At 63.9% G+C, this 26,973-nt stretch carries 23 protein-coding genes and 1 tRNA gene; 6 read left to right on the top strand and 18 right to left on the bottom strand.

Features of this window, described 5'->3' with window-relative positions:
* Window positions 1-76 precede the first annotated feature (76 nt).
* Genes ACGYLC_RS08210 through ACGYLC_RS08220 form a run of 3 tightly spaced genes read left to right on the top strand, consistent with a single transcriptional unit; the run spans window position 77 to window position 2,113 of the window.
* Window positions 77-556: a Fur family transcriptional regulator gene (locus tag ACGYLC_RS08210; protein WP_394400770.1), complete on the top strand. Its 480-nt coding sequence runs from the start codon at window positions 77-79 to the stop codon at window positions 554-556.
* Window positions 553-1,314, top strand: a complete 762-nt coding sequence (locus tag ACGYLC_RS08215; protein ID WP_394422502.1) for a metal ABC transporter ATP-binding protein — start codon at window positions 553-555, stop codon at window positions 1,312-1,314. Before ACGYLC_RS08210 ends, ACGYLC_RS08215 begins: the two co-directional genes overlap by 4 nt.
* The gene (locus ACGYLC_RS08220; RefSeq protein ID WP_394400765.1) at window positions 1,307-2,113 is read left to right on the top strand and encodes a metal ABC transporter permease; all 807 of its coding nucleotides are present in this window, start codon (window positions 1,307-1,309) and stop codon (window positions 2,111-2,113) included. Before ACGYLC_RS08215 ends, ACGYLC_RS08220 begins: the two co-directional genes overlap by 8 nt.
* Before the next feature lie 18 nt (window positions 2,114-2,131).
* On the opposite strand, the gene ACGYLC_RS08225 is transcribed toward ACGYLC_RS08220, so the two are convergent.
* From ACGYLC_RS08225 to ACGYLC_RS08290, 14 genes are all read right to left on the bottom strand, one after another.
* Window positions 2,132-2,530, bottom strand: coding sequence for a RidA family protein (locus ACGYLC_RS08225; RefSeq protein ID WP_394422503.1), 399 nt, complete (start codon window positions 2,528-2,530; stop codon window positions 2,132-2,134).
* A gap of 23 nt (window positions 2,531-2,553) precedes the next feature.
* Window positions 2,554-3,243: an ABC transporter ATP-binding protein gene (locus ACGYLC_RS08230; protein ID WP_394422504.1), complete on the bottom strand. Its 690-nt coding sequence runs from the start codon at window positions 3,241-3,243 to the stop codon at window positions 2,554-2,556.
* Window positions 3,240-3,995, bottom strand: coding sequence for an ABC transporter ATP-binding protein (locus tag ACGYLC_RS08235; RefSeq protein ID WP_394400758.1), 756 nt, complete (start codon window positions 3,993-3,995; stop codon window positions 3,240-3,242). Before ACGYLC_RS08235 ends, ACGYLC_RS08230 begins: the two co-directional genes overlap by 4 nt.
* A gap of 4 nt (window positions 3,996-3,999) precedes the next feature.
* Entirely contained in the window at window positions 4,000-4,983 is a 984-nt protein-coding gene (locus tag ACGYLC_RS08240; RefSeq protein ID WP_394422505.1) for a branched-chain amino acid ABC transporter permease, read from the bottom strand.
* Window positions 4,984-4,986: 3 nt separating this feature from the next.
* Window positions 4,987-5,904, bottom strand: a complete 918-nt coding sequence (locus ACGYLC_RS08245; protein ID WP_394422507.1) for a branched-chain amino acid ABC transporter permease — start codon at window positions 5,902-5,904, stop codon at window positions 4,987-4,989.
* A 93-nt stretch (window positions 5,905-5,997) separates the two neighbouring features.
* Entirely contained in the window at window positions 5,998-7,143 is a 1,146-nt protein-coding gene (locus tag ACGYLC_RS08250) for an ABC transporter substrate-binding protein (RefSeq protein WP_394422509.1), read from the bottom strand.
* Window positions 7,144-7,225: 82 nt separating this feature from the next.
* Window positions 7,226-8,413 (bottom strand): kynureninase, encoded by a 1,188-nt coding sequence (kynU, locus tag ACGYLC_RS08255; protein ID WP_394422510.1) that lies wholly within the window; start codon window positions 8,411-8,413, stop codon window positions 7,226-7,228.
* A complete protein-coding gene (locus ACGYLC_RS08260) occupies window positions 8,414-9,241 on the bottom strand; it encodes a tryptophan 2,3-dioxygenase (protein ID WP_394422511.1) in 828 nt (275 codons plus the stop codon). It lies immediately after the preceding gene.
* Window positions 9,238-10,860 (bottom strand): AMP-binding protein, encoded by a 1,623-nt coding sequence (locus ACGYLC_RS08265; protein WP_394422513.1) that lies wholly within the window; start codon window positions 10,858-10,860, stop codon window positions 9,238-9,240. The genes ACGYLC_RS08260 and ACGYLC_RS08265 overlap by 4 nt, the downstream gene beginning before the upstream one ends.
* Window positions 10,857-12,008, bottom strand: coding sequence for an acyl-CoA dehydrogenase family protein (locus ACGYLC_RS08270; RefSeq protein ID WP_394422514.1), 1,152 nt, complete (start codon window positions 12,006-12,008; stop codon window positions 10,857-10,859). The genes ACGYLC_RS08265 and ACGYLC_RS08270 overlap by 4 nt, the downstream gene beginning before the upstream one ends.
* Before the next feature lie 44 nt (window positions 12,009-12,052).
* Window positions 12,053-12,853 (bottom strand): enoyl-CoA hydratase family protein, encoded by an 801-nt coding sequence (locus ACGYLC_RS08275; protein ID WP_394422515.1) that lies wholly within the window; start codon window positions 12,851-12,853, stop codon window positions 12,053-12,055.
* Window positions 12,843-13,304, bottom strand: coding sequence for a MarR family winged helix-turn-helix transcriptional regulator (locus ACGYLC_RS08280; protein ID WP_394400736.1), 462 nt, complete (start codon window positions 13,302-13,304; stop codon window positions 12,843-12,845). Before ACGYLC_RS08280 ends, ACGYLC_RS08275 begins: the two co-directional genes overlap by 11 nt.
* A complete protein-coding gene (locus ACGYLC_RS08285; RefSeq protein WP_394422517.1) occupies window positions 13,301-14,032 on the bottom strand; it encodes an SDR family NAD(P)-dependent oxidoreductase in 732 nt (243 codons plus the stop codon). Before ACGYLC_RS08285 ends, ACGYLC_RS08280 begins: the two co-directional genes overlap by 4 nt.
* The gene (locus ACGYLC_RS08290) at window positions 14,029-16,320 is read right to left on the bottom strand and encodes a bifunctional salicylyl-CoA 5-hydroxylase/oxidoreductase (protein WP_394422518.1); all 2,292 of its coding nucleotides are present in this window, start codon (window positions 16,318-16,320) and stop codon (window positions 14,029-14,031) included. Before ACGYLC_RS08290 ends, ACGYLC_RS08285 begins: the two co-directional genes overlap by 4 nt.
* A gap of 180 nt (window positions 16,321-16,500) precedes the next feature.
* Between ACGYLC_RS08290 and ACGYLC_RS08295 the strand changes: the two genes are divergently transcribed.
* Entirely contained in the window at window positions 16,501-17,379 is an 879-nt protein-coding gene (locus ACGYLC_RS08295) for a 2-dehydro-3-deoxygalactonokinase (RefSeq protein ID WP_394422520.1), read from the top strand.
* A 26-nt stretch (window positions 17,380-17,405) separates the two neighbouring features.
* On the opposite strand, the gene hpaR is transcribed toward ACGYLC_RS08295, so the two are convergent.
* Window positions 17,406-17,876, bottom strand: a complete 471-nt coding sequence (hpaR, locus tag ACGYLC_RS08300) for a homoprotocatechuate degradation operon regulator HpaR (protein WP_394422521.1) — start codon at window positions 17,874-17,876, stop codon at window positions 17,406-17,408.
* Window positions 17,877-18,063: 187 nt separating this feature from the next.
* On the opposite strand from hpaR, the gene ACGYLC_RS08305 reads away from it, so the two are divergent.
* Window positions 18,064-19,464 carry a pyridoxal phosphate-dependent decarboxylase family protein gene (locus ACGYLC_RS08305; RefSeq protein WP_394422522.1) on the top strand — a complete coding sequence of 467 codons (1,401 nt, stop codon included), beginning with the start codon at window positions 18,064-18,066 and terminating at the stop codon, window positions 19,462-19,464.
* Here the strand turns inward: ACGYLC_RS08305 and ACGYLC_RS08310 are convergent.
* Window positions 19,461-20,336 (bottom strand): hypothetical protein, encoded by an 876-nt coding sequence (locus ACGYLC_RS08310; protein WP_394422523.1) that lies wholly within the window; start codon window positions 20,334-20,336, stop codon window positions 19,461-19,463. The two genes, ACGYLC_RS08305 and ACGYLC_RS08310, sit on opposite strands and share 4 nt — an antisense overlap.
* 127 nt (window positions 20,337-20,463) lie before the next feature.
* On the opposite strand from ACGYLC_RS08310, the gene ACGYLC_RS08315 reads away from it, so the two are divergent.
* Window positions 20,464-20,539 (top strand) — tRNA-Thr (locus ACGYLC_RS08315).
* Between the two features lie 130 nt (window positions 20,540-20,669).
* Here the strand turns inward: ACGYLC_RS08315 and purU are convergent.
* The gene (gene purU, locus ACGYLC_RS08320) at window positions 20,670-21,554 is read right to left on the bottom strand and encodes a formyltetrahydrofolate deformylase (RefSeq protein WP_394422524.1); all 885 of its coding nucleotides are present in this window, start codon (window positions 21,552-21,554) and stop codon (window positions 20,670-20,672) included.
* A gap of 235 nt (window positions 21,555-21,789) precedes the next feature.
* On the bottom strand, window positions 21,790-26,964 hold the full coding sequence (locus ACGYLC_RS08325; RefSeq protein ID WP_394422525.1) for a GEVED domain-containing protein: 5,175 nt from the start codon (window positions 26,962-26,964) through the stop codon (window positions 21,790-21,792).
* Window positions 26,965-26,973 lie beyond the last annotated feature (9 nt).

Below are 26,973 nucleotides of genomic sequence, written 5' to 3' on the forward strand. Positions count from 1 at the left end.
CTTCAAAATGTTATAGTATCACCTTGCTAACACCGCTGTTATAACATATCAACACCGAAACGAGTTGAGGCCCCCCATGCGCCCCATTGGATTTAGTGATCATGACCACGCCGCCTGCATGCGCAGCACCATGCAGGCTGCCGAGGCGCAATGCGCCGAACGTGGGCTGCGGCTGACCCCGGTACGCCGCCGCGCGCTGGAGATCCTGCTGTCGGAACACCGCGCCTTGGGCGCCTATGACCTGCTCGCCCACCTGTCGGCCGAGGGGCTGGGCGCACAGCCCCCCGTGGCCTATCGCGCGCTGGATTTTCTGGTGAAGGCGGGGCTTGCCCATAAGATCGAAGCGCTCAACGCCTATGTCGGCTGCGTGCACCCGGGCGAGGATCACGCGCCCGCCTTTCTGATCTGCCGCAGCTGCCGCTCGGTGGCCGAGGCCGAGACCACCCCGAACAAAAGCCGCCTTGGCGATGCTGCCCGCGCCGCAGGCTTCCGCATCGAACGCAGCGTGGTCGAGGCCGAAGGCCTCTGCCCCGCCTGTCAGGAGCCCGGTGTATGAGCCTGATCAAGACGCGCGGCCTGACCCTGCGCCATGACGGTCAGATCGCCCTGCGCGACGTGAACTTCAACATCGACGCCGGTGAGATCGTCACCATCGTCGGCCCCAACGGGTCAGGCAAATCCAGCCTGCTGCGCGCGCTGATCGGCGCGTTAAGACCGGCGGCGGGCAAGATCACCCGCAAACCGGGGCTGCGCATCGGCTATGTGCCGCAAAAATTGCAGATCGACGCGACCCTGCCGCTTACCGTGCGCCGCTTCATCAACCTGCCCCGCCGCCAGAAGCCCGAGACGATCCGCGAGGCGCTGGCCACCGCTGGCGTGCCGGAATTGGCCGAGCGGCAGATGGTCGACCTCTCAGGCGGGCAGTTCCAGCGCGTGCTGCTGGCCCGCGCACTGCTGGAAAGGCCCGATCTGCTGATCCTCGACGAGGCGACGCAGGGGCTGGACCAACCCGGCTCCGCCGCCTTTTACCGCCAGATCGAAGCCGTGCGCCAAGACCTCGGCTGCGCTGTGCTGATGGTCAGCCACGATCTGCATGTCGTCATGGCGGCGAGCGACCGTGTGCTCTGCCTCAACGGTCATGTCTGCTGCGAAGGCACGCCCGAGACCGTCTCCGAAGCGCCCGAATACCGCGCCCTCTTTGGCAGCGGCACCCAAGGGGCGCTGGCGCTTTACCGGCACGATCACGACCATCACCACCACCACCATCACGGCGCTGTCTGTGACGGCCACCACCAAGAGACTGAGAATGCTTGACGATTTCATTCTGCGCGCCGCCCTCGCCGGCCTCGGCGTGGCGCTGGCCGCCGCCCCCTTGGGCTGTTTCGTGATCTGGCGGCGCATGGCCTATTTCGGCGATGCCACCAGCCACGCCGCGCTTCTGGGCGTGGCGCTGGCACTGGCGACCGATCTGCCGATCACCGCGGGCGTGCTTTTGGTGGCACTCGTCATGGCGCTGGTGATCAGCACGCTGTCGGGCCGCAATGTCAGCGCCGACGCGCTTTTGGGTGTGATGGCCCATTCCGCACTGGCCCTTGGCCTCGTGGCCGTGTCGCTGCTGCCGGGGCAACGGGTCGATCTGTCGTCCTATCTTTTTGGTGAGATCCTCGCCGTGACGCGTTTTGACCTTGGCGTGATCTGGGGCGGCGCCGTGGCGGTGGCGCTGTTGCTGGCCTGGCGCTGGTCGGCGCTGCTGGCGGCGACGCTGAACCCCGATCTGGCGCAGGCCGCTGGCGGCAATCCGCGGCGCGAGCAATTGATCCTGACGCTGGCGCTGGCAATCATGGTGGCCGTGGCGATCAAGGTGGTCGGCGCGCTGCTGATCGCGGCGATGCTGATCATCCCCGCCGCCACCGCCCGCCCCTTTGCCCGCACGCCGGAAACCATGGCCCTTTGGGCCATGGGTCTGGGCGCGGTGGCGGCCCTCGGGGGGCTGATGGCCTCGCTGGAGTTCGACACGCCCACGGGGCCGAGCATTGTCAGCATCGCGGCGGGTCTCTTTGCGCTTTCCTCGGCCTTTTCGGCGGCCCTTCCGGCGCTGCGCCGCCGGGGCTGACCCCGATGGCGGCTTGGCTTAGCGCGCGATCACCGCGTCGGCTTCGATCTCAAGCTTGGCTTCATCCTCGACCAGACCGGCGACGACCACCATCGCCATTGCCGGGAAATGCTTGCCCATCACCTCGCGATAGGCGCGGCCCACGTCCTTTTGCGCGGCGAGATATTCTTTCTTATCCGTCACATACCACGTCAGACGGGTGATATCCTCGGGCGTGCCGCCGGCGGCTTCGACCACATCGCGGATGTTTTGCAGCGCCTGTTTCATCTGACCGATGAAGTCATGACATTCAAACGTCTGCTCGGCGGTCCAGCCGATCTGACCGCCGACGAACAGATGGCCATCCGCGCTCAGCACGCCGTTTGCATAGCCTTTCGCGGGGGCCCAGCCGTCGGGCTGAATGATTTGATGCGACATGTCGTGTTCCTTTTTGTTAACAGTCACACGCCGAGGAATTGATCGGCGATTTGGGTGTCGAGCGCGGGCATCGGACCGGCCCAGACCGAGCGGCCCCGTTCAAGGATGACGGCGTGATCGGCCACGCGCCGTAACTCGGCGAGGGATTTGTCCACCACCAGAAGCGCCAGACCGCTGTCGCGCTTCAACTCGGCCACGGCAGCCCAGATTTCTTGACGCACCACCGGGGCCAACCCCTCGGTCGCCTCGTCCAACAGCAAAAGCTGCGGGTTGGTCATCAGCGCGCGGCCGATCGCCAGCATCTGCTGCTCCCCGCCCGAGAGGGAGCCTGCGGTCTGGTCGCGCCGCTCGCCCAAGCGGGGGAAGAGCTTGACCACCCGCGCCTCGTCCCACGGGCCGGAGCGCGCGGCGGCGATGAGGTTTTCATGCACCGTCAGCGGCGCGAAACAGCGCCGGCCTTCGGGCACCAGCCCCAGCCCGGCCTGAGCCGCACGAAAGGACGGCAGCCCGGCAATGTCGCGCCCATTCAGCCGCAGGCTCCCGCCATCGTGTTTCAGCATCCGGCAGATCACCTTGATGGTGGAGGATTTGCCCATCCCGTTGCGCCCCATCAGCGCGCAGACCTCGCCCGCCTCCAGCGTCAGATCGACACCGAAAAGCGCCTGTGTCGGCCCGTAGGAGGCGGTGATGTCTTTCAGTTCCAGCAGGCTCATGCCGCGTCCTCCTCGCCCAGATAGGCCACGCGGACCTGTGGATCGGCCTTGATCTCGGCCGCCGTGCCGCTGGCGATGATGCGCCCGTAGACCAGCACCGAGATGCGGTCGGCGAGTGCGAAGACCGCGTCCATGTCATGTTCCACCAGCAGGATCGGCGCCTCGGCCCGAAGGCCATCGAGAAAGCCGGTCATCTCGCGCGACCCACTTGCGCCAAGCCCGGCCATCGGTTCATCCATCAGGAAGACCTTGGGCCGCAGCGTCAGCGCCACCGCCACCTCGAGCTGGCGGCGTTGTCCGTGCGACAGGTCCGAGGTGCGCTTGGCCGCGTGATCGGCCAGCCCCACCAGTTCCAGCGCGCGCATCGCCTCGGCCCGCAACTCAGGCTGCCGCATCACCGGCGCGAAGAAGCGCATCACCCGGCCCGATTGGCCAAGCGCCCCCAGCACCGCGTTTTGCAGCACCGTGTATTCCATCGCCAGCGAGGAGATCTGGAAGGTCCGCCCCAGCCCGGCCCGCGCGCGCTGCACGGTGCTGAGCGGCGTCACGTCCTGCCCCGCAAAATGCACCGTGCCACTGTCCGAGCGCAGCCCGCCCGCGATCTGTTTGATCAGCGTCGATTTGCCCGCCCCGTTGGGGCCGATCAGCGCATGGATCTCGCCCGGGCGCAGGGTGATGGAGACATCGTCGGTGGCCTTCAGCGCCCCGAAGCTCTTGTGCAGGTTGCGCACGTCCAAAAGCACATCAGTCATCTGCTCAGTCATGGGCCACCTCCCGTCCGGCGATCAGGCCGATCATGCCGCCCCGGGCAAAGAGCACGACCATAAGGAGCAGCAGCCCCAGATAGATATGCCAGAACTCCGACAGCCCGCCCAAGACATGCTCCAGCAAGATGAACAGAGCCGCCCCGGCCACGGGACCAAACAGCCGCCCCACCCCGCCGAGGATCACGAAGATCATGATCTCGCCCGAGGTCTGCCACGAAAACATCGTTGGGCTCACGAAGCGGTTGAGATCGGCGAACAGCGCGCCCGCAAGCCCGGTGACAGCACCCGAGATGACAAAAGCCACCAGCCGCAGCCGGAAGGGCGCGAGGCCCACGCTCTCGACCCGCTCGGCGTTTTGGCGCGCCGCCGAGAGCGCGAGGCCAAAGGGCGCGCGCGCCAAACGGCCTGCGAACAACAGCACCAGCGCCAGCACGGCAAAGGCGATGGCGAAAAAGGTCAGCGGGTCCAGCGTGTTCAGCCCCGGAAAGCCATTGCGCACATAGATCGACAGCCCGTCCTCGCCGCCATAGGCCGGCCAAGAAATCGAGAAGTAGAACAGCATCTGCCCGAAGGCGAGCGTGACCATGATGAAATAGACGCCTGAGGTGCGCAGCGACAGCGCGCCGATCAACAGCGCCGCCAGCGCCGAGACCACGATCGCGACCAGCCAGATCACCGGCATCGACTTCGTGCCCTCGATCAGGAACGGGCTTTCCATGATCGGCGTATAGCTCTGCGCATGGGCGGCAAGGATGCCCATGGCATAGCCGCCAAGCCCGAAGAAGGCGGCGTGGCCAAAGCTGACCAACCCGCCCAGCCCGAGCGCGATGTTCAGCCCCACGCCGGCCAGCGCGAGGATCGCGGCCTTGGTCGCCAGCGTGATGATGAAGGGCTCATCCAGCACAAAGGCCGCCAGCGCCGTCACCGGCAGGAGCAGGAAGAGGAAGACGTTCAGAAGTGTTTCGCGCATCATGGCTCAGGCCTCCCCGAACAGGCCGGTGGGTTTGAACAGCAAGACCCCCGCCATGAGAATGTAGATCGACATGGAGGCGAGCGAGGAGCCGACCGAAGTGGCCGCCGAGGCCTCCATGAAATTGGCAAAGAACAGCGGCAGCAGGACCGAGCCCAGCGTATCCGTCAGCCCCACCAGCAGCGCGCCGATGAGCGCGCCCTTGATCGAGCCGATGCCACCGATGACGATGACCACGAAGGCAAGGATCAGCACCGGCTCGCCCATGCCCACCTGCACCGACTGGATCGCCCCCACGAGCGCACCGGCGAGCCCCGCCAGAGCGGCACCAAGCGCGAAGATCAGCGTGTAGAGCTTGGCGATATCGACGCCGAGCGCCGCGATCATCTCGCGGTCGGCCTCCCCTGCACGGATCTGAATGCCGATGCGGGTGCGCGCGATCAGCAGGAAGAGACCGGCGGCGATGGCAAGGCCCACGCCGATGATGACGAGGCGGTAGAGCGGATATTGGATGCCCCCCGGCAGGGTCACCGGCCCGGCGACGGCGTCCGGCATGTCGAGAAACAGCGGGAAGGAGCCGAAGAGGAAGCGCGTGCCTTCGGAGAAGATCAGGATCAGCGCGAAGGTCGCCAGCACTTGGTCGAGATGGTCGCGGTCGTAAAGCCTACGGATCACCGTCATCTCTATGAGGCAACCTGCCAGCGCAGCCGCGGCAAGGGCCGCCACCAGCGCCAGGAGGAACGACCCGGTGGCCGCCGCCACCGCCGCGGCGGCAAAGGCGCCGACCATGTAGAGCGACCCATGGGCGAGGTTGATCAGCCCCATAACCCCGAAAATGAGCGTGAGCCCCGCGGCCATGAGAAACAACATGACCCCGGACTGGATCCCGTTCAGCACCTGTTCGACGAGCAGGATGAATGACATTTGGCAAAGCCTCCCGGCGCGCCGGACCGAGGGACCGGCGTGAAAGCGTTGGACCGTCGGCCCCGGCGCAAGGCGCACCGGGGCCGCGCGGGATTACATCTTGCAGTCAGCCGCGTAGGCGTCCGCGTGGTCGGTCAGCGAGGGGCCGATGAGCTTGTTGGTATAGATATCGCCCTCCTTGACCACTTCGCGCACGTAGTAGTCCTGCACCGGGTGCTGGTTGTTACCGAAGGAGAACTTGCCGCGCACACTCTCGAAATCGGCCTCTTTCAGCGCTGCCTGGAAGGCGTCCTGATCCGATACATCGGCCTTTTCCATCGCGCTCAGCAGCAGGTTGGCGGTGTCATAGCCCTGGCTTGCGTAGAGCGAAGGCAAACGGTCGTATTCCGCCTGGAAAGCCTCGACGAAGGTCTTGTTGGCCTCGTTGTCGAGGTCCTTGTTCCACTGGCTGGTGTTCTTGATGCCCAGTGCGGCCTCGCCCACGGCCTGAAGGATGCCCTGATCAAAGCTGAAGGCCGGGCCCACCACGGGCAGGTCCACGCCCGAGTTGGCGTATTGCTTAAGGAAGGAAATCCCCATGCCGCCAGGCAGGAAGAAGAACACGCTGTCCGCACCCGAGGCCCGGATCTGCGCGATCTCGGCGGCGTAGTCGGTCTGGCCCAGATCGGTATAGACCTCGCCCGCCGCTTCGCCCTCATAGGTGCGTTTATAGCCAGTCAACGCGTCCTTGCCCGCCGGGTAATTCGGCGCCAGCATGAAGGTGTTCGCATAGCCCGCGTCGTTCGCATAGGCGCCCGCGGCCTCATGCAGGTTGTCGTTCTGCCATGCCACGTTGAAGTAAAGCGGGTTGCAGCCCTTGCCCGCCAGCGCGGAAGGACCGGCGTTGGGCGAGAGGTAGAATTTGCCCTGCGCCGTCGCCGCCGGCACCACGGCCATGGCGAGGTTGGACCAGATGATGCCGGTCATCACGTCGACCTTCTCGGACTGGATCATCTTGTCGGCCAGTTGCACCGCGATCTCGGGCTTGCGCTGGTCGTCTTCCACCACGACCTCGAGGTTCTCGTTCCCCGCCATCTTGGTGGCCAGCAGGAACCCGTCGCGCACGTCGATACCAAGGCCCGCGCCGCCGCCCGAGAGGGTGGTGATCATGCCGACCTTCACCTTGCCCTCTTCGGCCCATGCGCCGCCCGCCGCCAATGCCGCGACCGAGGCCGCCATCACGAATGACTTCAATTTCATCTTTCTCTCCCTAAGTTTGGACCTCTTTTCCGGGTCCGTTTGGTTGGTCGTCTCGCCAGCTTAGCGAGGGTGCCTGACGCTGTCAGGTCACCCGCGCGCGGGTCTTGTATTTTTCGTTGTCCCAGAGGCGGTTCTCCATCACGTCGCGGATGATCGCGACGGCTTTGGAGACATCCTCGGCATCCAGATAGAGCGGCGTGAAGCCAAAGCGCATGATGTCGGGCGCGCGGAAGTCGCCGATCACGCCGCGGTCAATCACCGCCTGCATCGCGGCATAGCCTTCCTCGAAACGGAAGGAGACCTGACTGCCGCGCTCGGCGCTGTTGCGGGGGCTCGCCAGCGTCAGCTGCGGCACGTCGCGCTCGACCTCCTCGATGAACTGCTCTTGCAGCGCCACCGAGGCCTCACGCAGCGCCTGCATGTCGACATCGGCCCAAAGCTCCATCGCCACTTCCAGCGCGGTGAGCTGAATGACCGGCGGGGTGCCGACACGCATCCGCTCGATCCCCAGTCCCGGCTGATAGCTTTGCTCAAAGGCAAACGGCTGGCGATGGCCGAGCCAGCCCGCCAGCGCCGGCTGCACCTCGTCGGCCAGATCGGGGCGCACGTAGATGAAGCCCGGCGCGCCCGGGCCGCCGTTGAGATACTTGTAGGTGCAGCCCACGGCGAATTCGCAGTTGGAGCCCGCCAAATCCACCGGCAGCGCGCCCGCCGAATGCGCCAAGTCCCAGATCATCACCGCGCCATTGGCATGGGCCAGTTCGGTGACCGCCTTCATGTCGTGCTTGCGCCCGGTGCGGTAGTCGACCTCCGTCAGCATCACGGCGGCGATGTCCTCGCCAATGGCCTCCGTCACCTCCTCGGGCGCCACGGTGCGCAGCTCGTACCCCTGCTCCAAGAGCCCCACCAGCCCCTCGGCCATGTAGAGGTCCGACGGGAAGTTGCCGTTGTCGGACAGGATCACTTTCCTGCCCGGGCGCAGCTTCAACGCCGAGGCCAGCGCCTGAAAGACCTTGATCGACAGCGTGTCGCCCATGACGACCGAGCCTTCCGGCGCGCCGACGATCTTCGCCACCATATTGCCGACACGGGCGGGCTGCTCCATCCAGCCGGCCTTGTTCCAGCCGCGGATCAGCATCTCGCCCCATTCGCCGGTGATCATCTCCTGCACCCGCGCGGCGGCGGCCTTTGGCAATGGTCCCAGAGAGTTGCCGTCGAGGTAGATGACGCCCTCGGGCAAGACGAACTGATCTTTTTTCAAAACAGACACTTACAGTGCTCCTCTCACATGCCAAAGCTCGGGGAAGAGCTCCACTTCGAGCATTTTGCGCAGGTAGGTCACCCCCGAGGTGCCCCCGGTTCCGCGCTTGAACCCAATGATACGTTCCACGGTGGTAACGTGGTTGAACCGCCAGCGCCGGAAGTAATCCTCGAGATCGACGAGCTTTTCCGCCAATTCGTAGAGTTCCCAATGGGTTGTCGGGTCTTCGTAAACCTTCTGCCAGAGGTCTTGCACTTCTTGCTTGGCCTCCCATGCGCGCGGCTCGGGATCGCCCGCCAACGCGGGCACCCCCATCCGGTCGCACATCAGGTCGATCGCCACTTGATAAAGGCTCGGCTGCTGCATCTCCGCCACCAGCGCGGCATGTGGCGCGGGCGTATGTTCGTGCAGCTTGGTCAGCGCCGCGATGCGGTTTCCCAGAAGGTACTCGATCAAGCGATACTGGTAGGACTGGAAGCCCGAGGAAGCGCCAAGGTAGGGGCGGAACTGGCTGTATTCGCTGGGCGTCATGGTCCGCAGCACGTCCCAGGCCGAATTGAGTTGCTCGAAGATCCGCGCCACCCGGGTCAACATCTTGAAACTGGGGCGCAAATCGCCGGCCTGCAACGCCTTGCGGCAAGCCGTTAGCTCGTGGATCGCGAGCTTCATCCAAAGCTCCGAGGTCTGGTGCTGGATGATAAAGAGCAGCCCGTCATGCGCCATGTCGAGCGGGTTTTCGGTTGTCAGGATCTGGTCCAGCCCAAGGTAATCGCCATAGGACTTGTCCTTGGCGAAATCCATCTTGGCGCCGCGGGAGGCTTCGTCGAAAGTGCTCATTTGTCCTCTCTCAGCGCGAAACGCTGGATCTTGCCGGTCGCAGTCTTGGGCAGTTCCTTGATGAAACGAATGTCGCGCGGGTATTTGTAAGGCGCGATCGTCGCTTTAACATGATCCTGCAAGGTCTTGATCGTATTGGCATCTTCCGGCGCCCCCTCGACCAGAACCACATGCGCCTGCACGATTGAGCCGCGCGCCTCGTCGGGGGCCGCGACCACGCCGCATTCGCTGACCCAAGGATGGCTCAGAAGTGCGGCCTCTACCTCCGGCCCCGCGATATTGTAGCCCGAACTGATGATCATGTCGTCGTTGCGGGCGGCGAAATGCAGGTAGCCGTCTTCGTCCATGATGAAGCTGTCGCCGGTGATGTTCCAGCCGTCCTTGACGTAATCGGCCTGCCGCTTGTCCCCTAGATAACGGCAACCGATCGGCCCGCGCACTGCCAAACGGCCCACCTCGCCGCGCGGCACCTCCTTGCCATCCGCGTCGATCACCTTGGCCTCGTAGCCCGTCACCGGCTTGCCGGTACAGGCCGCGCGGTGGTCGTCAAAACGGTTGGAGATGAAGATATGCAGCATCTCCGTCGCGCCGATGCCGTCGAGCATGGGCTTGCCGGTCTTCTCCTGCCACTCGTGGTAGACAGGCGCGGGCAGCGTCTCCCCGGCAGAAACGGCGGCGCGCAGGCTGCTGAGGTCCGCGCCCTCCTCCATCGCCTGCAGCATGGCGCGGTAGGCGGTGGGGGCGGTGAAACAGACGGAGGCTTTGTACTTCTCGATGATCTCGATCATGTTGGGCGGGCTGGCGGTCTCCAACAGCGTCGCCGCGGCGCCGAAGCGAAGCGGGAAGACGGCGAGCCCGCCAAGGCCGAAGGTAAAGGCCAAGGGCGGGGAGCCGACGAAGACATCTTCAGGGGTGACGTTCAGCACCTCGCGGGCATAGCCATCCGAGATGATCAGAAGATCGCGGTGAAAATGCATTGTGGACTTAGGGTTACCGGTCGTTCCTGATGTAAACCCGAGCAGCGCCACATCGTCCTGTGCGGTGTCCACCGCCTCAAAATGAACCGGTTTTTCCAGCGCGAGGCGGTCCAATTCGGCATCGTGATTGCTGGTGCCGTCGAAGCCCGCGACGGTCTTGAGAAACTTCGAGGTCTTGGCGCAGGCCGTCATTTCATCCATCAGCCGCGTGTCGCAGACGGCATGGGTGATCTCGGCCTTGTCGACGATGGCCGACAGCTCGCCCGCGCGCAGCATGGGCATGGTGTTGACCACAACCGCGCCCGCCTTGGTCGCCGCCAGCCAGCAGGCCACCATCGCGGGGTTGTTGGCGGAGCGGATCAGCACCCGGTTGCCGGGTTTCACGCCCAGATCCTCGACCAGCGCGGCGGCCAGACGGTTGGTCCAATCCGACAACTCCTTGTAGGTCCGCCGCCGCCCGTTTCCGATCAGCGCTGTGTGGTCGCCAAAGCCCTTTTCCACCATCTTGTCAGTGAGTTCGACGCCGACGTTCAGGCGCTCTGGGTAATCGAAGCGCTCCAGCAGGAGGTCCGGCCACTGGTCGAAGGGCGGCAGGTTGTCGCGGGCGAAAGTGTCCTCATGTCCGGTTGGATGCAGCTTCATGACATGGCTCCCAAAGTCTGTCGCGCGATGACCACACGTTGCACGTCCGAGGCGCCCTCGTAAATGCGCAAGGCCCTGATTTCACGGTAAAGTCGCTCGACTGCCTCCCCATTGCGCACACCATCGCCGCCGTGCAGTTGCACGGCCTTATCGATGACCTTCTGCGCCTGATCGGTGGCAAAAAGCTTGGCCATCGCGGCTTCGCGGGTGACGCGCGGCGCGCCGCTGTCCTTGGTCCAAGCCGCGCGGTAGACCAGCAGCGCCGCGGCATCGACATCGAGCGCCATGTCCGCGATATGGCCCTGCACCATCTGCAACTCGCTCAAAGGCGCGCCCTGCACCTGACGGCTGGTCACCCGCGTGAGCGCCTCGTCGAGCGCGCGGCGGGCAAAGCCGAGGGCGGCGGCAGCGACGGTGGAGCGGAAAACGTCTAGCACCGACATGGCGATGGCAAAACCGCGCCCCGCCTCGCCCAGAAGGGCCGAGCCGGGCAGTTTCACCCCATCGAAATGCAGCGTCGCCAGTGGATGCGGGGCCATGACTTCGAGCCGTTCCTCGACTTTCAGCCCCGGCGTGTCGGCGGGCACGATGAAGGCCGAAAGCCCCTTGGCGCCCGGCGCTTCCCCGGTGCGGGCGAAGACAGTGTAAACATCCGCGATCCCGCCATTGGAGATCCACGTCTTGCGCCCGTCGAGCACATAGCCGTTGCCATCAGGCTTGGCGGTCATGGTAGAATTGGCCACATCGGAGCCGGACTGCGGCTCGGTCAGAGCAAAGGCCGAGATCGCCTGCCCCGAGCGGGTCTTTGGCAGCCATTCGGCTTTCTGCGCATCACTCCCGAAGAGCGAGATCGCGCCCGTGCCAAGCCCCTGCATCGCAAAGGAAAAATCCGCCAGCCCGTCGTGCCGCGCCAGCGTTTCGCGGATCAGACAGAGGGTGCGAACGTCGAGCACCTCATCCCCCTCGGCACCGCTGTGGCGCAGCCAGCCGTCCTGCCCCATCATCGTCACCAGATCGCGGCAGGCGCCATCGGTATCGCCGTGATCGACGTTTTTCAGCTCGCGCCCGGCCCAATCGTCGAGCTTCAGCGCCAGCTCCTTGTGGCGCGGCTCGAAAAACGGCCAGTCGAGAAAACTTTTGTCAGCCATGGTTACGCCTCCCCGCGTATTTTCTTTTGGCTTTCGGTATCGGCTCAGTCCCCTTCGAAGACCGGGCGTTCCTTGGCGACGAAGGCGTTGTAGGCGCGCTCGAAGTCGCCGGTCTGCATGCAGATCGCCTGCGCCTGTGCCTCGGCCTCGATCGCCTGTTCGATCGACATGGCCCATTCCTGCGCCAGCATCGTCTTGGTCATCATATGCGCGAAATTGGGGCCGGCTTGGATTTTCTTGGCCAGCGTCATGGCCTCTTCTTCCAGCGTCTCGCCCGTCACGAGACGGTTGTAGAAGCCCCAGCGTTCGCCCTCCTCGGCCGACATTGAGCGGCCGGTGTAGAGCAGTTCCGCCGCGCGCGTCTGGCCGATGATGCGCGGCAGGATCGCGCAGGCGCCCATATCGCAGCCCGCAAGGCCCACGCGGGTGAAGAGGAAGGCCGTCTTGGCCTCCGCCGTCGCCAGCCGCAGGTCCGAGGCCATGGCGATGATCGCGCCCGCGCCGACGCAGACACCGTCGACGGCGGCGATCACCGGCTTGCCGCAGTTCACGATGGCCTTGACCAGATCGCCGGTCATCCGGGTGAAGCGCAAGAGCTCCTTCATGTTCATCTTGGTCAAAGGGCCAATGATATCATGCACATCCCCGCCGGAGCTAAAGTTGCCGCCATTGGAGCCGAAAATCACCACATCGACGTCATCCGCATAGACCAGATCGCGGAACCAGTCGCGCAGTTCGGCGTAGCTGTCGAAGGTCAGCGGGTTCTTGCGGTCGGGCCGGTCGAGCCGCACGGTGGCGATCCGGTCTTTGATCTCGCATTGAAAATGCGTCACATCACTGCGCATTGGCTTTTTCCTCTTCTTCCGTTTGGGCGGCGAAGGCTTGCAAGCGGGCCGCCATGGCGCGGGCTTCCTCGGAGGAGATTCCGCGCAGTTTTTCGTTGATCCAGTCTTCATGCGCCTGCGCTTGGCGGGCGAATTGCGCCGCCCCCTCAGGCGTCAGCCGCAGCATCATCGCGCGGCGGTCGCCCGGCACGGGGATGCGTTCCACCAGCCCCTCGTCGCTGAGGCGGTCGGCGATGCCGGTCACATTCCCGTTGGAGACCCGCAGCACGCCGGAAAGCTGGCTCATTTTCAGCCCCTCGGGATGGCGCGAGAGGGCCGACATCACGTCGAACCGCGGCAGCGTGGTGTTATGCTCGCGCCGCAGTGTATCGCGCAACTCCTGCTCCAGCCCGCGCACCACTTTCAGCAGCCGCAGCCAGAGCCTTACACGATCCTTGGCCGCATTGCTCACACCTCGCCCCCCGATAGCGCCAGCGCGTGCCCGTTGACGGAAGCCGCCGCGTCCGACAGCAGATAGAGCACGGCGCCGGCGACCTCGGAGGTTTCGACAAAGCGGTTCTGGGGGCTGGCGCGTTTCAGCAGGGCGCGGGCCTCCTCGGCGCTCTTGCCGGTGGTGCTGGTGATATTCTCGACCGAGCGCTCCAGCAGCGGTGTGTCGATGAAACCGGGGCAGATCGCGTTCACAGTGATGCCCGTGCGCGCCAGTTCCAGCGCCAGCGCGCGGGTGAGGCCCACGACACCGTGTTTCGCCGCGACATAGCCCGCAACGTAGGGGTAGCCCTTGAGCCCCGCGGTGGAGGCCACGGCGATGAGCCGCCCTTGCCCGGCGTCCTTCATCTCCGCCAGTGCGGCCTGCCAGACGTTGAAGACGCCGGTGACGTTGACCGCCATCATGTCGCTCATATCCTGCGCGGTGATCTTGTGGAAAGGCGCCGAATGGGCGGCGCCTGCATTGGCGATGACGCCGGTGATAGGGCCGTTTTCTACGCGCGCGGCGGCGAAGGCCGCTTGCACGGCCTCCGGATCGGTCACGTCGCAGGTCTGGAACGGCAGCCCCTGATCGCGCAGCGGCGCTTCGCGGCGGCCCATGATGGTCACCTTGGCGCCGGTTCCGGCCACCGCATGGGCGATCTCGGCCCCCACGCCGGTGCCGCCGCCGGTGATGACGATATGGCTCATACCTTCTCCATCTCGGCGGCGCGGTCCGCCAGACGCCATGCCTGATCGCGGCCGGGGCCGTAGGGCAGCGGCCAATCGGCGTGGCGGTCGCCGATGGCGGCGGCGGCGTGCAGGGTCCAATAGGGATCGGCCAGATGCGGGCGGGCGAGGCAGACCAGATCGGCGCGGCCCGCCATCAGGATCGAGTTCACGTGGTCGGCCTCATAGATATTGCCCACGGCCATGGTCTTGATGCCGCCATCGTTGCGGATGCGGTCGCTGAAGGGGGTCTGGAACATGCGGCCATAGACGGGCTTCGCATCGGTCGAGGTCTGGCCTGCCGAGACGTCGATGATGTCTGCGCCCGCCTCATGGAACATGCGCGCGATCTCGACCGCTTCTTCCGGCGTGACGCCATCCTCCTCGACCCAGTCGTTGGCCGAGATGCGCACCGCGATCGGTTTTTCCTCGGGCCAGGCGTCGCGCATGGCGCGGAAGACCTCCAGCGGGTAGCGCATGCGGTTCTCGAGGCTGCCGCCGTATTCATCCTCGCGCCGGTTCGACAGCGGCGAGATGAACGACGAGATCAGGTAGCCGTGCGCCGCGTGCAATTCGATCATGTCGAAATTGGCGCGGTCGGCCATGCGGGCGGCTTCGACGAATTCGTCGCGGATCTTGTCCATGTCTTCGCGGGTCGCCTCGCGCGGGACGGCGTTATTTTCGGACCACGGGATCGCGGAGGCCGAGATGATCTCCCAATTGCCCTCTTTCAGCGGCGCGTCCATCTCTTCCCAGCCGAGCTGGGTCGAGCCCTTGCGGCCCGAGTGGCCGATCTGGCAGCAGATCTTCGCGTCGGTCTCGGCATGGACAAAATCCGTAAGCCGCTTCCACGCCGCCTCATGCTCGGGCGCGTAGAGGCCGGGACAGCCCGGGGTGATCCGGCCCTCGGGGGAGACGCAGGTCATCTCGGTATAGACCAGCCCGGCGCCCCCCTTGGCGCGTTCGGCGTAATGCACGAAATGCCAGTCGGTCGGGCAGCCGTCGACAGCCTTGTACTGCGCCATGGGCGAGACGACGATGCGGTTCTCGAGCTTCATGTCGCGCAGGCGGAAGGGGGCGAACATCGGGGCGCGCACGGGGCCGTTGGTGTCGGCACCGGCCTGTTCCAAAAACCACTTCTCGGCCCCTTCGAGCCACTTTGGGTCACGCTCGCGCAGGTTCTCGTGGCTGATCCGCTGGCTGCGGGTCAGCATGGAATAGTTCAACTGCACCGGGTCCAGGTCTAGATAGCGCTCCACATCCTCGAACCATTCGACGGAGTTGCGCGCCGCCGATTGCAGGCGCAGCACCTCAAGGCGGCGGGCCTCCTCGTATTTCTCGAAGGCGGTCGGCAGATCGGCGTCGTCGGTGACATGTTTCGCCAACGAGATCGCCGATTCCAGCGCCAGTTTCGTGCCCGAACCGATCGAGAAATGCGCCGTGGCCGAGGCATCGCCCAGCAGCACGACATTCTCGTGGCTCCATTTCTCGCAAAGCACACGGGGGAACTTGATCCAGGCCGAGCCGCGGATGTGGCTGGCGTTGGTCATCAGCTTATGCCCGTCGAGGTGGTCCTTGAAGATCTCCTCGCAGATCGCGATGGTCTCTTCCTGCGACTTCTCGCCGAAACCGTAGGCGTCGAAGGTCTTTTGGCTGCATTCGACGATGAAGGTCGCTGTGTCCTTGTCGAACTGGTAGGCATGGACCCAGATCCAGCCCTTGTCGGTCTTCTCGAAGATGAAGGTGAAGGCGTTGTCGAACTTCTGATGCGTGCCGAGCCAGACAAAGGGGCAACGGCGCACGTCGATATCGGGCTTGAAGGTCTCCTCGAACTCCATCCGGGTCTTGGAGTTCAGACCGTCGGCGGCGACCACCAGATCGTAGTCGGCCATGTAGTCCGAGGCGGCTTTCACCTCGGTCTCGAACTGCAGGTTCACACCCAGTTCGCGCGCCCGCTCCTGCAGGATCAGCAGCAGGCGCTTGCGCCCGATGCCGCAGAAACCATGGCCGGAACTGAGGATCGTGTTGCCCTTGTGGTGCAGCGCGATGTCGCCCCAATAGGCGAAATGGCTGCGGATCTCCTTGGCCGAGACCGGATCGTTGGCCTCGAGGTTGTCCAGCGTCTCGTCCGAGAGCACGACGCCCCAGCCGAAGGTGTCGTCGGGCCGGTTGCGCTCCAGCACGGTGACATCGGCCTCGGGCTGGCGCAGCTTGAGAGAGATCGCGAAGTAAAGCCCCGCAGGACCGCCGCCAAGACAGATTGCACGCATCGAATATCCCCTCCGGTTCTCGTTTGAGGAAGCCTAGGGCGAGTCGCTTTTTCGTTCAAGAATAAATATTTTAGGCTTGAAGCAAATTGGCGGCGCGTCTTTGTTGTGCGTGGCGGACACGTTGAACCCGCAGGCCATAGGGCCTATGCCGTTGGGACATTCCACGACGAGGGCAGCGCGATGACGGGTTTGAGCAATGCAGATTGGCTGGCGGTTGAGGTTCACGAGGCGCGTTTGCAGGTCTGGGCCATGCAGGGCGGATCGGTGCTTGAGTGCGCCATGAGCGATAGCGGGACTGCCGAACCCGGCGGCCTTGCGACCTTCGACGCCGCGCTGGCGAAGCTCACCGCGCCGTGGCAACTGCCCCGCCTGCCGGTTATCGTCGCTGGCATGCCCATCGGCTGGACCGATCCCGCGCCGCGCATGGTGCCCTGTACCGCCACGGCAGAGCGCACGATGGCTGTCACCACCGAGAACTTCGACCTTCAGGTTATCCCGCCCCTGCGCCAGCAAAACCCCAGCGGCCTTCTACAAGGGGCCGAGACGCGGATTGCGGGGTTTCTAAGCCTCAACAAAGACTGGGACGGGGTGATTTGCCTGCCGGGGGCCACGTCGGTCTGGGCGCAGATCAGCGCGGGCGAGGTGGTGAGCTTTCAAACCTTCCTGACCGGGGAGTTGCTGGGCCTTTTGGGCGATGGCACCCCTGCCGAGGGCACGGCGCTGGACGACACGGCCTTTGACGATGCGCTTAGCGATGGGCTGTCGCGGCCTGAGCGTATGGCGGGGCGGCTTGCCTCCATCCGGGCCGATCTGGCCTTACAGGACATCCCGCCGCCTACCGCAGAGGCGCGGCTGGCGGGCACTTTGATCGGCGCGGAACTGGCGGCGGCGCGGGCCTATTGGCTGGGGCAAACATTGGCGGTGATTGGCACGGGCGGGGCTGTGCCGCTTTATTTGCGGGCTCTGTCGCAACAGGGCGCACCGGCGACCGAGGCCGATGGCAGCCGCATGGCGCTGGCGGGAATTTGCGCGGTGCGGCGGGCAACGCAAGGGGGCTAACCCCCTGCCCGCCCGTGACAATTCCGTCAGTCGGTCTTTTGCCCGTCGGTCTTTTTCTGCATATCCAGATTGACGAGGTCTTCGAGCATATCCAGCAGGTCTTCCATCCGCTGCTTGCCAAAGCGGGCCTCGAAATCCGAAAACAGTGCCGCGGCATCGCCGGCGTGGTCTTGCAAGATCTGTTGCCCTTGTTCGGTAATTGTCACGATGGATTTGCGCCCGTCATCGGGATCGCTGGCGCGATTGAGCAGCCCCTCTTCCTCCATTGCACGCAACATGCGGGTCAGGCTCGGCAGGAGCAAACAGGCCTGCTGCGCCAGCGCCGTTTGCTCCATCGGGCCGGATTCCTCGACCACGCGCAGCACGCGGAACTTCTGTTCCGAGATGCCGCTTTCGTTCAAGATTTCGCGGATCGGTCCCATCACCCTTTCGCGCGCGCGCAAAAGCGCAATCGGAAGGGAGCGGGCCGTGCGGCGCAGAGGGGGCATTGTGGCCATTCTTGACGGATTCCTGATCGCTACTTACCAAGTCAAAGACCGCCCGGAAAGGGCGTGACGACCACCATAGCCGCTGCGACGACATTCTTGAAGAGGCCAGGCTCAGCGGAACAACAGTGAGACAATACAACAACATGGGGCAGGAAATGCGTATGACAACCAGAATCCCACACCACGGGAGCCGCGCATGAATTGGGAGGATTTCCGAGCTTGGGGCCGCCGCGCCGCCGATTGGGCCGCCGATTACCACGCAGGTCTGCGCGATCGTCCGGTGCGCGCACAGGTGGCCCCCGGCGCGGTGCTTTCCGCCCTGCCGGACGCCCCGCCCGAAGGGGCCGAGGCGATGCAGGCGATCTTCGACGATTTCGAACAGACCCTCATGCCGGGCATAACCCATTGGCAGCACCCCCGCTTCTTTGCCTATTTTCCCGCCAATGCCGCGCCGGTCTCGGTGCTGGCGGAATATTTCGTCTCGGCCATCGCGGCGCAATGCATGCTGTGGCAGACCTCTCCGGCAGCGACGGAGTTGGAGACCCGCGTCTGCGATTGGATGCGTCAGGCGATCGGTCTGCCGGATGGCTTCACCGGGGTGATCCAAGACAGCGCCAGTTCCGCTACGCTTTGCGCCGTGCTGACCATGCGCGAACGCGCGCTTGATTGGCAGGGCAACAAGGCGGGTCTGTCGGGCCAGCCGCGCCTGCGGGTCTATTGCTCAGCAGAGGTGCATACCTCGGTCGACCGGGCCATCTGGGTCGCAGGGCTGGGCGAAGAGAACCTTGTTCGCATTCCGACCCAGGGCACGACCCGCGCGATGGATGCAAAAGCGCTCCGCGCCGCCATCGAAGCCGACCGCGCGGCGGGGCATTTGCCTGCGGGCATCATCGCCTGCACCGGGGGCACCAGCGCGGGGGCCAGCGATGATATCGCCGCCGTGATGGATGTGGCCGAGGCCGAAGCGCTCTACACCCATGTCGACGCCGCCTGGGCCGGGTCGGCGATGATCTGTCCTGAATTCCGCAGCCTTTGGGCCGGGGTCGAACGGGCCGACTCGGTGGTGATGAATCCGCATAAATGGCTTGGGGCGCAGTTTGACTGCACCACGCATTTCCTGCGCAATCCCGGCGATCTGGTCCGCACCTTGGCGATCCAGCCGGAGTACCTGAAAACCCATGGCGCGGATGGTGTGGTGAACTATTCCGAATGGTCCGTGCCGCTGGGCCGCCGGTTTCGCGCGCTGAAACTGTGGTTCCTGATCCGTGCCCACGGGCTGGAGGGGCTGCGCGAGATGATCCGCAATCACGTCTCATGGGCGCAGGACTTGGCCGCGCGGCTGGAGGCGACGGAGGGGTTCGAGATCGTGACCCCGCCGATGCTCTCGCTCTTTACCTTCCGCCATCTCGGCGGCGACGACCTTGATGCCCATAACCAAGACCTGCTGAACCGGATCAATGACGACGGGCGCATTTACCTGACCCAGACCCGGATCGACGGGGCGCTGGTGATCCGCTTTCAAGCAGGTGCCTTCACCGCCACGGCCGAAGATGTGGCAATGGCCCATGACGTGATCACCGAATTGGCCGAGGCTTAGGGCGCAATCAGGGAGACCCCCGGCATGGCGCGGATGGCCTCGACATCCGCGTCATAGATCGCCGTCATCCGCTCGACCAACTCCTCGGTCCAGCCAGGCATGTCGAGCTCTTCTTCGATCTCTTCCTCCAGCGCGTATTTGTCGAGGAACGCGGTGATCACGCGGCGCTTCTGCGCCTCGGACATATCGGGGTGGGTGTCGAGATAGCCGCGAAAACGCTTCATCCCCTCTTCCGACATGATCGTCTGCAAAAGATCGAAACCGCCCTTGATCTTGGTCTCGGGCACCAATCCGGCCATTTCGCGGATGATCTGAGCCCAGATCAGCGGCGCATCCTCGTTGCACCAAAGGGTGATGGGAACCCCCGGCGCCGCCTCGCGCAGCTGGCCGATCGTCTCGGACCAGCGCAGGTCTTCCGGCCCCCGCTCCCCCCAGAACGCCGCCGAGGTTTTATCCGCCGCTTTCTCGTAAAGCACCGGCACGAGGGAGGCGGGATTTCGGATCGCCATGAAGATGCGAATCTCATCCTCGGGGAAAAGCTGCGCCATGCGCAACATGCGCACGGCGGCGGCGGGATAGAGCAGGCCTTCTTGCAGGGCCGTGGCGGGAGAGCGGAAGAAATTCGCATCCGACAGGATCACCCGGCTGGCCGCGCCCTCATCCAAAATGGCATCGAGCAGAACGTCCCGCGCCACCTCCGACGGCTCCGCCTTATGCATCGCGTTGAGCGTGTCGCGAAACAGGTTGCGATAGGTGCTGGGGCCGGGCACTTTGACGCCCACTTTGGCGAAATCGTCCTGATTGCGCAGCAGGCATTTCAGCAGCCGCTCGTCTTCCGTGAAATGGACACCTGTGTGCAAAACGAGCTGCATGATACTCTGCTTACCCCTGAAGATCTTGGCGTTGAATAGCCCGTCCCGCCGCGCGTGTAAAATCCGAAAGAATCTCGCATTTCCCCTCTTGCACCCCCCGGCTCCTTTCTCTAAATGAGCCCTCAGTGCCCCTATAGCTCAGCTGGTAGAGCAACTGATTTGTAATCAGTAGGTCCGCGGTTCGAGTCCGTGTGGGGGCACCACTTCTCTCTCTAAATAAGATACATCGGTCCGCGGCCCCAAGGGGCTGGTTTGTAGCGGGCGATGGACTCGGCCAAGCCGCCCGATGGCCCCGCGCCCCCGCCGCATGGGGCAGACGCGGGGCCGTGGCCCCTAGCCCATCCGCTTGGAGCTGTAGCTGCCGGGCGATGCGGGAAAGACCACGGTTTTATTGCCATTCAGAAAGACCCGGTGGTGGGCATGGGCGTGAATCGCCCGCGCCAAGACGCTCGCCTCCACATCGCGACCGAGCGAGACATAATCCGAGGCGCTTTGCGCATGGGTAATGCGCACGGTGTCCTGTTCGATGATCGGCCCCTCGTCCAGATCGGCGGTGACGTAATGCGACGTGGCACCGATCAATTTCACGCCCCGTTCATAGGCCTGCTTGTAAGGGTTCGCCCCCTTGAAAGACGGCAGGAAGGAATGGTGAATGTTGATGATCCGCCCCGACATCTTTTGGCACATGGCGTCCGACAGAATCTGCATGTAGCGCGCCAGCACGATCAGCTCCGCGCCGGTGTCCTCAACCACCTCCATGATCCGCGCTTCGGCCTGCGGTTTGTTCTCTTTCGTCACCTTGATGCAGTGAAATGGAATGTCGTGGTTCGCCACGACCTTTTGATAATCCATATGGTTCGAGATCACGGCGACGATCTCAATCGGGAGCGCGCCGATCCGCACCCGGTAGAGCAGATCGTTCAGGCAATGGCCAAAGCGCGAGACCATGACCACGACCTTCATCGTGGTGTCTTGGTCGTGGAATTCGTAAGTCATGCCGAAGGGGTCCGCGACCGCTGTGAACCCCTCGCGCAGGGTATCAAGCGTGGCACCGGTTTCGGCCTCGGCGCTGATGCGCATGAAGAACTGGCCGTTTTCGGTGTCGTCGAACTGCGCGCTGTCGGTGATGTTGCAGCCGGTTTCGGCGATGTAATTGGCGATGGCGGCGACAATCCCGCGTTGCGAGGGGCAGGTCACGGTCAGGCAGAACTTGGTCATCGGGCGGTCCTTGAGGGCTTTTGTCGGGGGCGGAAGGATCTGTTTAACTTGCCTCACCGTTTGCAAGCTCCGCGGCGGAAGGCAAGCGATAGCGCGCGTATGACAGCACGCGCCCAAGCCAGATCGACACCCCTGCCCAAGTGACGATTTCCTATGCGCATCAATGTTGATGATCCGCCAAAAACCGAGCGGCGGCGCATCGAAATGCACCGCCGCCACGGCAAGAACGATCGACCTATTGAATGCCGACCCTGAATTGCACGGCCCCGGTTTCCCCCGGCAACATCTGGCCCGTGCAATTCCACTCGATCGTCCCGGCATAGCTGGCCACATTGCTTGCCGGCACCACCAGATCACAACTGAGGTTGGGCGAGACCTGTTGCGGATCGACGATAGGCTCCGACAACTGAGTGTAGGGCGGGGTTCTATCGTAGATCTTGACGTTCGACGCCTGCGTGGTCGCGTTGTTTTGCAGATAGATGCGGTAGAGGAGGATATCGTTCACACTGCCGAGGTTGGTGGTGCCCTCCCCAGTGCCTTGGGTCTCATTCTCGACCGTTTTGCGCAGTTCGATCTGGGTGGAGCGCCCTCCGACCGAGACCTCATCGGTATTGCTGGCCGAACTGGTTACCGTGGTCCGGGCGAATGCCGTGGTCGCCAGCACTTGATAGACATAAGTGCTGCCCTGCCCAGCGCCCGAACCGGCTGACACCCGTGAGACGATACAGATGGTCTGCCCCGTGGTGACGGCGATGGGGCCGGTGATCGGCCCGTCGACGCTGTCGTCACAGCCGATATCTTGGAACAGCGCTGCGCTGAAGGCGCCGGTAGGGGTCGAGGTAGCCCCGGCGTAGGAGAAGGTCACCTGCCCGTCTGAAGTGGCGGTATAGATATGCGGCAGGGTCGCGACCTGCCCCTGTGCGACGGTCGTTGTCCGGTCGTTGGACAGGCTGGGCAGTTGGAGCAGTCCGATGTCCAACCCCATGCGATTGCCGAAAGCCTCGGGCGTGAAGGTGAATTCACCGTCATGCGGGTTGGTGTCGACCAGATCGGGCAACCCAGCCGTCGCTTCCGAGATCGCCCGGTAATCATTCGCCGGGATCGCGCGGATTGTGATCGGCCCGCTGTAGCTGCCAGAGAGCCCATAGCTCCACGTGCCATCCGTCGCCAGACCGGGGGTGGCCAGCAACGCGCCGCCACTGTCGAGGATCTCCAACACCGCCGAGGATGCCCCCCCTTCGCTGCCGTTGCGCAGGGCGTCATGGGCAGTGCCGCCGCCTGCCCCATTGTCGATAAAGACCCGGCCTGTCAAAATCCGCTCTCCGGTAACGAGGTTCACGGAATACGAGGCTTCGTCATCATCGGGCAGTTGGTCGAACAGGTCATCGGTCAGCGGCCCCGTGCTGGGATCGCTGTCGGGATCGGGCAGCGAGCTATAGATGATCTCGGCCTGATTGGTGAAATCACCGCTGCCCAGTACGGTGGTGGTGATCGTCAGGGTCTCGCTCTCTCCGCTCAGCAATTCATCCACGAACCACAAGCCTGTATCGGGGTCATAGGTATCCCCCGTCGCGGGCGCATCATCCGAGACATAGGCAAAACCGCTCGGGATCTGGTCGATCACCTTGACCCCCGAGGGCGAGCCGCCGCTGACATTGGTGACGGTGATGATCCAATCAATGGTATCCCCTTCCGACACATTGGTGATCGGCGTGGTCGTCCCGGTGGCAACGGCGATTTTGCTGAGTTCAAGGTCACTGCCTGCCGGATCGAAGCCGAAGTCTTGGTCACTGGTCACGCTATTGCCGGACACCGGAACGCCAAGCAGCGGATTGGACGTGCCGATGGTCAGCCCCGGCGGCAGATCGGGGTCCGCTTCGTCCAGTGCGACACGGTAGGTCGAGTTCACCATCAACTCCCCCACCGCATAGGTGCCATCGGCCAAAGTATCCGTGGTCACCAGAAAGATGTCATCGGCGGTATTGGCCGGGGTGCCATTGTCGGCATAGACCGAGATGCCCACGCCCGCCCCGAAATTCGTCTCCCCATTGTCTTTCACGTCCGAAGCATCTGCATCTTCGTAGATATTGCCCGAAATGCCGCCCAGCGGGATCGGTGCCGGCCCCCGGCAAGAGATGCCATCGCTGCGTCCGCCCTCATCGACCGGAATGCCAGACACCAGTTGCGGCACGCCTGTCGCCGTGGAAATGACGAAGAGGTTGTTGGTGGTATTGGAATAGCCATAGAGCCTGCCGTCACGGTCGAACCAGAGCGCGTCGAACATGCCCGCATAGACGGCAGGGCCGATCGCTTGGGGTGTCACGCTCCCCGGGGTGCCGTTGTTGACCGCCGCGCGGAACAGGAAGCCCGAGTTTCTGTCGATCCCATACATGATGCCGTCAACGGGGTTGAAGGCGAGGTCTTCGGGATTGACGCCGATAGAGAGGTTGATCTCGCCCAGAGCGATGGGCGTGGCGGGATTGGTCAGATCGACGATCTGCCATGTATTTTGATCAACCTCGTAGATCAGCCGCCCATTCGGCAGGATATCCCCGGCATTCAAAGCATCCTCCGCACCAGAAATATTGCCGAAATCCGTGATATCCCCCGCCCCGTCGATCCGGTAGAGCCGTCGGCTGTTCTGATCGACGCCGTAGATATAGCCGTCCAGCGCGTTATAGCCCCATGCGCCATCGCGGTTCTGCCCGGTGCTGCCCGACGTCTCCACCGTTGTGGCATAGCTCCCCCCGCCGTCGCGGAAGGTCATACGCCTCAGCGCCGAGGGGCTGTCGACGATGGCATAGAGCGAGGCATCGCAGACCAGCGGCGGGGGATCGCTTGATATGGTGAGCGTATAATCCTCCACCTCCCCCTCAAAGGCTGTGACAAGGCCAGTGCTGTCGGTCGACCAGCGAAAGCGGGCATAGGTGGGCAGTGTCGTTGCCCCCGCGGGAACCGCCACTTCGAACAGGATCGTGCCATTGCTGAGGCCGTCCTTGTCCTGCGGGCCGCCGTCTTGCAGGTTCACCGCCACCTGCTCCCCGGCTTGGTTGAAAGTGCCATCGCCATCGAAGTCGATAAAGGCTTGCAGATAAGACGACCCCGGCGCGGCAATCAGATCGCTGACCGTCACCGTGATCTCAGCCAGACCGCCACGGTAGAATTGCGGCAGGATCACCCCGTCTTCATCATCCGACCCGTCGGCATCATCCCCCGTGGCCCCGATGGAGTTCTGCGTCAGCAGATCGATGTCCGGCGGTGTGCTGCCCAGATAGACCTCAGGCGCGCCCGGGCCTTCGATGATATGCTGCGGATCGCCATAGCTCGCCGGGGCATCGCCCCGGTCGGCGTCGGGCGGTGTCTTGATGGTGATGCCATAGTCTTCGACCTCCCCATCGGGGGCGGGGGTGATCGCATCGAGCCCCGCGGTCGAAGACCAGCGCAGCCGAACGAAGGTCGGGGTCAGCACGGCGGTGACCGGCACGCTGACGGGGAATGAAATCTCTCCATTCACCACCCCGTCGAGGTCTTGCGCCCCGCCGTCTTGGATATCCGTCGCGACCTGATCGCCAAGAAAGAGGCCATCGCCGCCGAAATCGACGAAAGCCTGCAGGTAGCCAGTGCCGGGGGTGGGTTCGTTTACGACCACGGTCACAGTGCGGGTCAGATCACCGTAGAGCTGGGGAAAGCTCTCTTCGTCCTCATCATCCTTGCCATCGAGGTCATCGCCGGTGCCATCGACAGAATGCTGCGCCGAGCCGTCGCCATCCCCGTTGAGCGCGCCGATCCAATATTGCGCGGTGTCCGCATGCTGCGGATCGCCATAGGTGACTGGCGCATCCCCCCGGTCGGGGCCAGAGCCTGCATAGATCGTCGTGGGATCATCACGCCCTGCGCCCGGCCCGTTCGACGCCACGCCATCCCCGTCGCCGGGGTTCTCGGAATCCGACAGATCCGAGACTGGCGTGCCGCCCGGTGTCTCGGCCGTGACCACAGCTTGGTTGCTGATCGTGGTGTCCAAGTCCTCAGGCACCAGCGTGTAGGTCGCCGTATAGACAGCCTTTTCCCCGACCAGCAGCGTGCCTTCGGGCGACAGCGCCGTGGCCGCCTGAAAGGTGATCACTGGGGGCACGCCCTTGCCACTGAACTGCGTTTCAGCAAGCTGCACATTGGTCAGATCGACATTGCCGAAGTTCTCAGCCGTAAAGACATAGGCGATGGTCTCACCGGGGTCGGCGTAGCCGTTGAGGTTGGTATCGACCAATTGCGCCAGTTTCAGCAAACCGACAGAGCCCACATCGATCGAGACCTGCGCGGGCGCGGAATAGGCCCGCGGCTCATTTGGCAGGATGATGGGCGACTGATAGCGGTAGCCGATCGGCGTCGGCGCGGCAAAGAAGGCGACAAAGGGGGTAAAGGTCAGTTCCCCGGTCAGGTCGTCATAGCTCCATGTGCCCTCCCCCAGAATGTCGAAACCCACCCGGTGGCCTTCGGAATCTGTCACGATGTTCTGCGCCCCGGCAGGGGGGATCAGATCAATGGCCTGTTTGGAGTATTCGCTGGGCTGGCCCGAATTATTGGCCGGTGCATTGTTGTTTTCCGTCGCCACACTGTCGTTGAACAGGATGTTGACCACCACAGGCTCGCTCAGCACCTGTTCTTTCAGATCGTCCTGCAAAACGGGCGCTTTGAAGTCACCGCATTGCAGGTCATAGGTCTGCGCTTCGTCATAGGTCGGATTGGCGAGCCGGACGAGGAAGCCCCTGTTGGCGGTCCGACCAAAGCGGAAGGTCGAAGTCTGCGGGTAGAAAATTTCAAGACCAGATACCGGCTGGTTGCTATAGTTGCGGTCCCCGGCGAGATAGAACACCTCTGTCCCGAGGTTTGCATCCGGCCCTTCGATATAGCCCCGATAGGTCGTCGCGCTGCGGTCAATGCGGACATATTCGACCGTACCGTCGCAAATGTTCACATAGACCTGCTCATTCAACGGCCCGTCGATGTCATTGATCTGAAAGAAAACATCCGCCACCACCGGCACCCCGCCGGTATTGGTCGTGATGTCATGGGTGCCTGCTTCATAGAGGTAGAAATCCATGAAATGCGGGTCTTGCCCTGTCGAGGTAATCTGGATTTGCCCATTGCCCGAGGCGAAAACATGATCCTGCGCGGCAAAGGCCATTTCCCCGACAATATCGACCGACACCCCGCCAACCGTGCCCGCGTTGCGCCACAAGGCCCGTTCTCCCACGCCCGCCCCGACCACGGTGGGCGCGGCGACGGGGTTGAGAATCAACTGCTGCGCCAAAGCCGCCTTGGTCAGCACCGCCAGCAAAAACAGCGACCAGACCGATGCCGAGATCAACCGAAGCCACGGACCCTGCCCTGCCAAAGCCGAAAGGCGGCGCAAACGCTGAGC

This window comes from Sulfitobacter sp. 1A12157, from assembly GCF_043557345.1.
Lineage (GTDB): Bacteria > Pseudomonadota > Alphaproteobacteria > Rhodobacterales > Rhodobacteraceae > Sulfitobacter.

Bases quoted from the DNA above. Each gene is read 5' to 3' on its own strand.
- ACGYLC_RS08210 (WP_394400770.1), top strand. From the start codon at position 77: ATGCGCCCCATTGGATTTAGTGATCATGACCACGCCGCCTGCATGCGC.
- ACGYLC_RS08215 (WP_394422502.1), top strand. From the start codon at position 553: ATGAGCCTGATCAAGACGCGCGGCCTGACCCTGCGCCATGACGGTCAG.
- ACGYLC_RS08220 (WP_394400765.1), top strand. From the start codon at position 1,307: ATGCTTGACGATTTCATTCTGCGCGCCGCCCTCGCCGGCCTCGGCGTG.
- ACGYLC_RS08225 (WP_394422503.1), bottom strand. From the start codon at position 2,530: ATGTCGCATCAAATCATTCAGCCCGACGGCTGGGCCCCCGCGAAAGGC.
- ACGYLC_RS08230 (WP_394422504.1), bottom strand. From the start codon at position 3,243: ATGAGCCTGCTGGAACTGAAAGACATCACCGCCTCCTACGGGCCGACA.
- ACGYLC_RS08235 (WP_394400758.1), bottom strand. From the start codon at position 3,995: ATGACTGATGTGCTTTTGGACGTGCGCAACCTGCACAAGAGCTTCGGG.
- ACGYLC_RS08240 (WP_394422505.1), bottom strand. From the start codon at position 4,983: ATGATGCGCGAAACACTTCTGAACGTCTTCCTCTTCCTGCTCCTGCCG.
- ACGYLC_RS08245 (WP_394422507.1), bottom strand. From the start codon at position 5,904: ATGTCATTCATCCTGCTCGTCGAACAGGTGCTGAACGGGATCCAGTCC.
- ACGYLC_RS08250 (WP_394422509.1), bottom strand. From the start codon at position 7,143: ATGAAATTGAAGTCATTCGTGATGGCGGCCTCGGTCGCGGCATTGGCG.
- ACGYLC_RS08260 (WP_394422511.1), bottom strand. From the start codon at position 9,241: ATGAGCACTTTCGACGAAGCCTCCCGCGGCGCCAAGATGGATTTCGCC.
- ACGYLC_RS08265 (WP_394422513.1), bottom strand. From the start codon at position 10,860: ATGAAGCTGCATCCAACCGGACATGAGGACACTTTCGCCCGCGACAAC.
- ACGYLC_RS08270 (WP_394422514.1), bottom strand. From the start codon at position 12,008: ATGGCTGACAAAAGTTTTCTCGACTGGCCGTTTTTCGAGCCGCGCCAC.
- ACGYLC_RS08275 (WP_394422515.1), bottom strand. From the start codon at position 12,853: ATGCGCAGTGATGTGACGCATTTTCAATGCGAGATCAAAGACCGGATC.
- ACGYLC_RS08285 (WP_394422517.1), bottom strand. From the start codon at position 14,032: ATGAGCCATATCGTCATCACCGGCGGCGGCACCGGCGTGGGGGCCGAG.
- ACGYLC_RS08290 (WP_394422518.1), bottom strand. From the start codon at position 16,320: ATGCGTGCAATCTGTCTTGGCGGCGGTCCTGCGGGGCTTTACTTCGCG.
- ACGYLC_RS08295 (WP_394422520.1), top strand. From the start codon at position 16,501: ATGACGGGTTTGAGCAATGCAGATTGGCTGGCGGTTGAGGTTCACGAG.
- hpaR (WP_394422521.1), bottom strand. From the start codon at position 17,876: ATGGCCACAATGCCCCCTCTGCGCCGCACGGCCCGCTCCCTTCCGATT.
- ACGYLC_RS08305 (WP_394422522.1), top strand. From the start codon at position 18,064: ATGAATTGGGAGGATTTCCGAGCTTGGGGCCGCCGCGCCGCCGATTGG.
- ACGYLC_RS08310 (WP_394422523.1), bottom strand. From the start codon at position 20,336: ATGCAGCTCGTTTTGCACACAGGTGTCCATTTCACGGAAGACGAGCGG.
- purU (WP_394422524.1), bottom strand. From the start codon at position 21,554: ATGACCAAGTTCTGCCTGACCGTGACCTGCCCCTCGCAACGCGGGATT.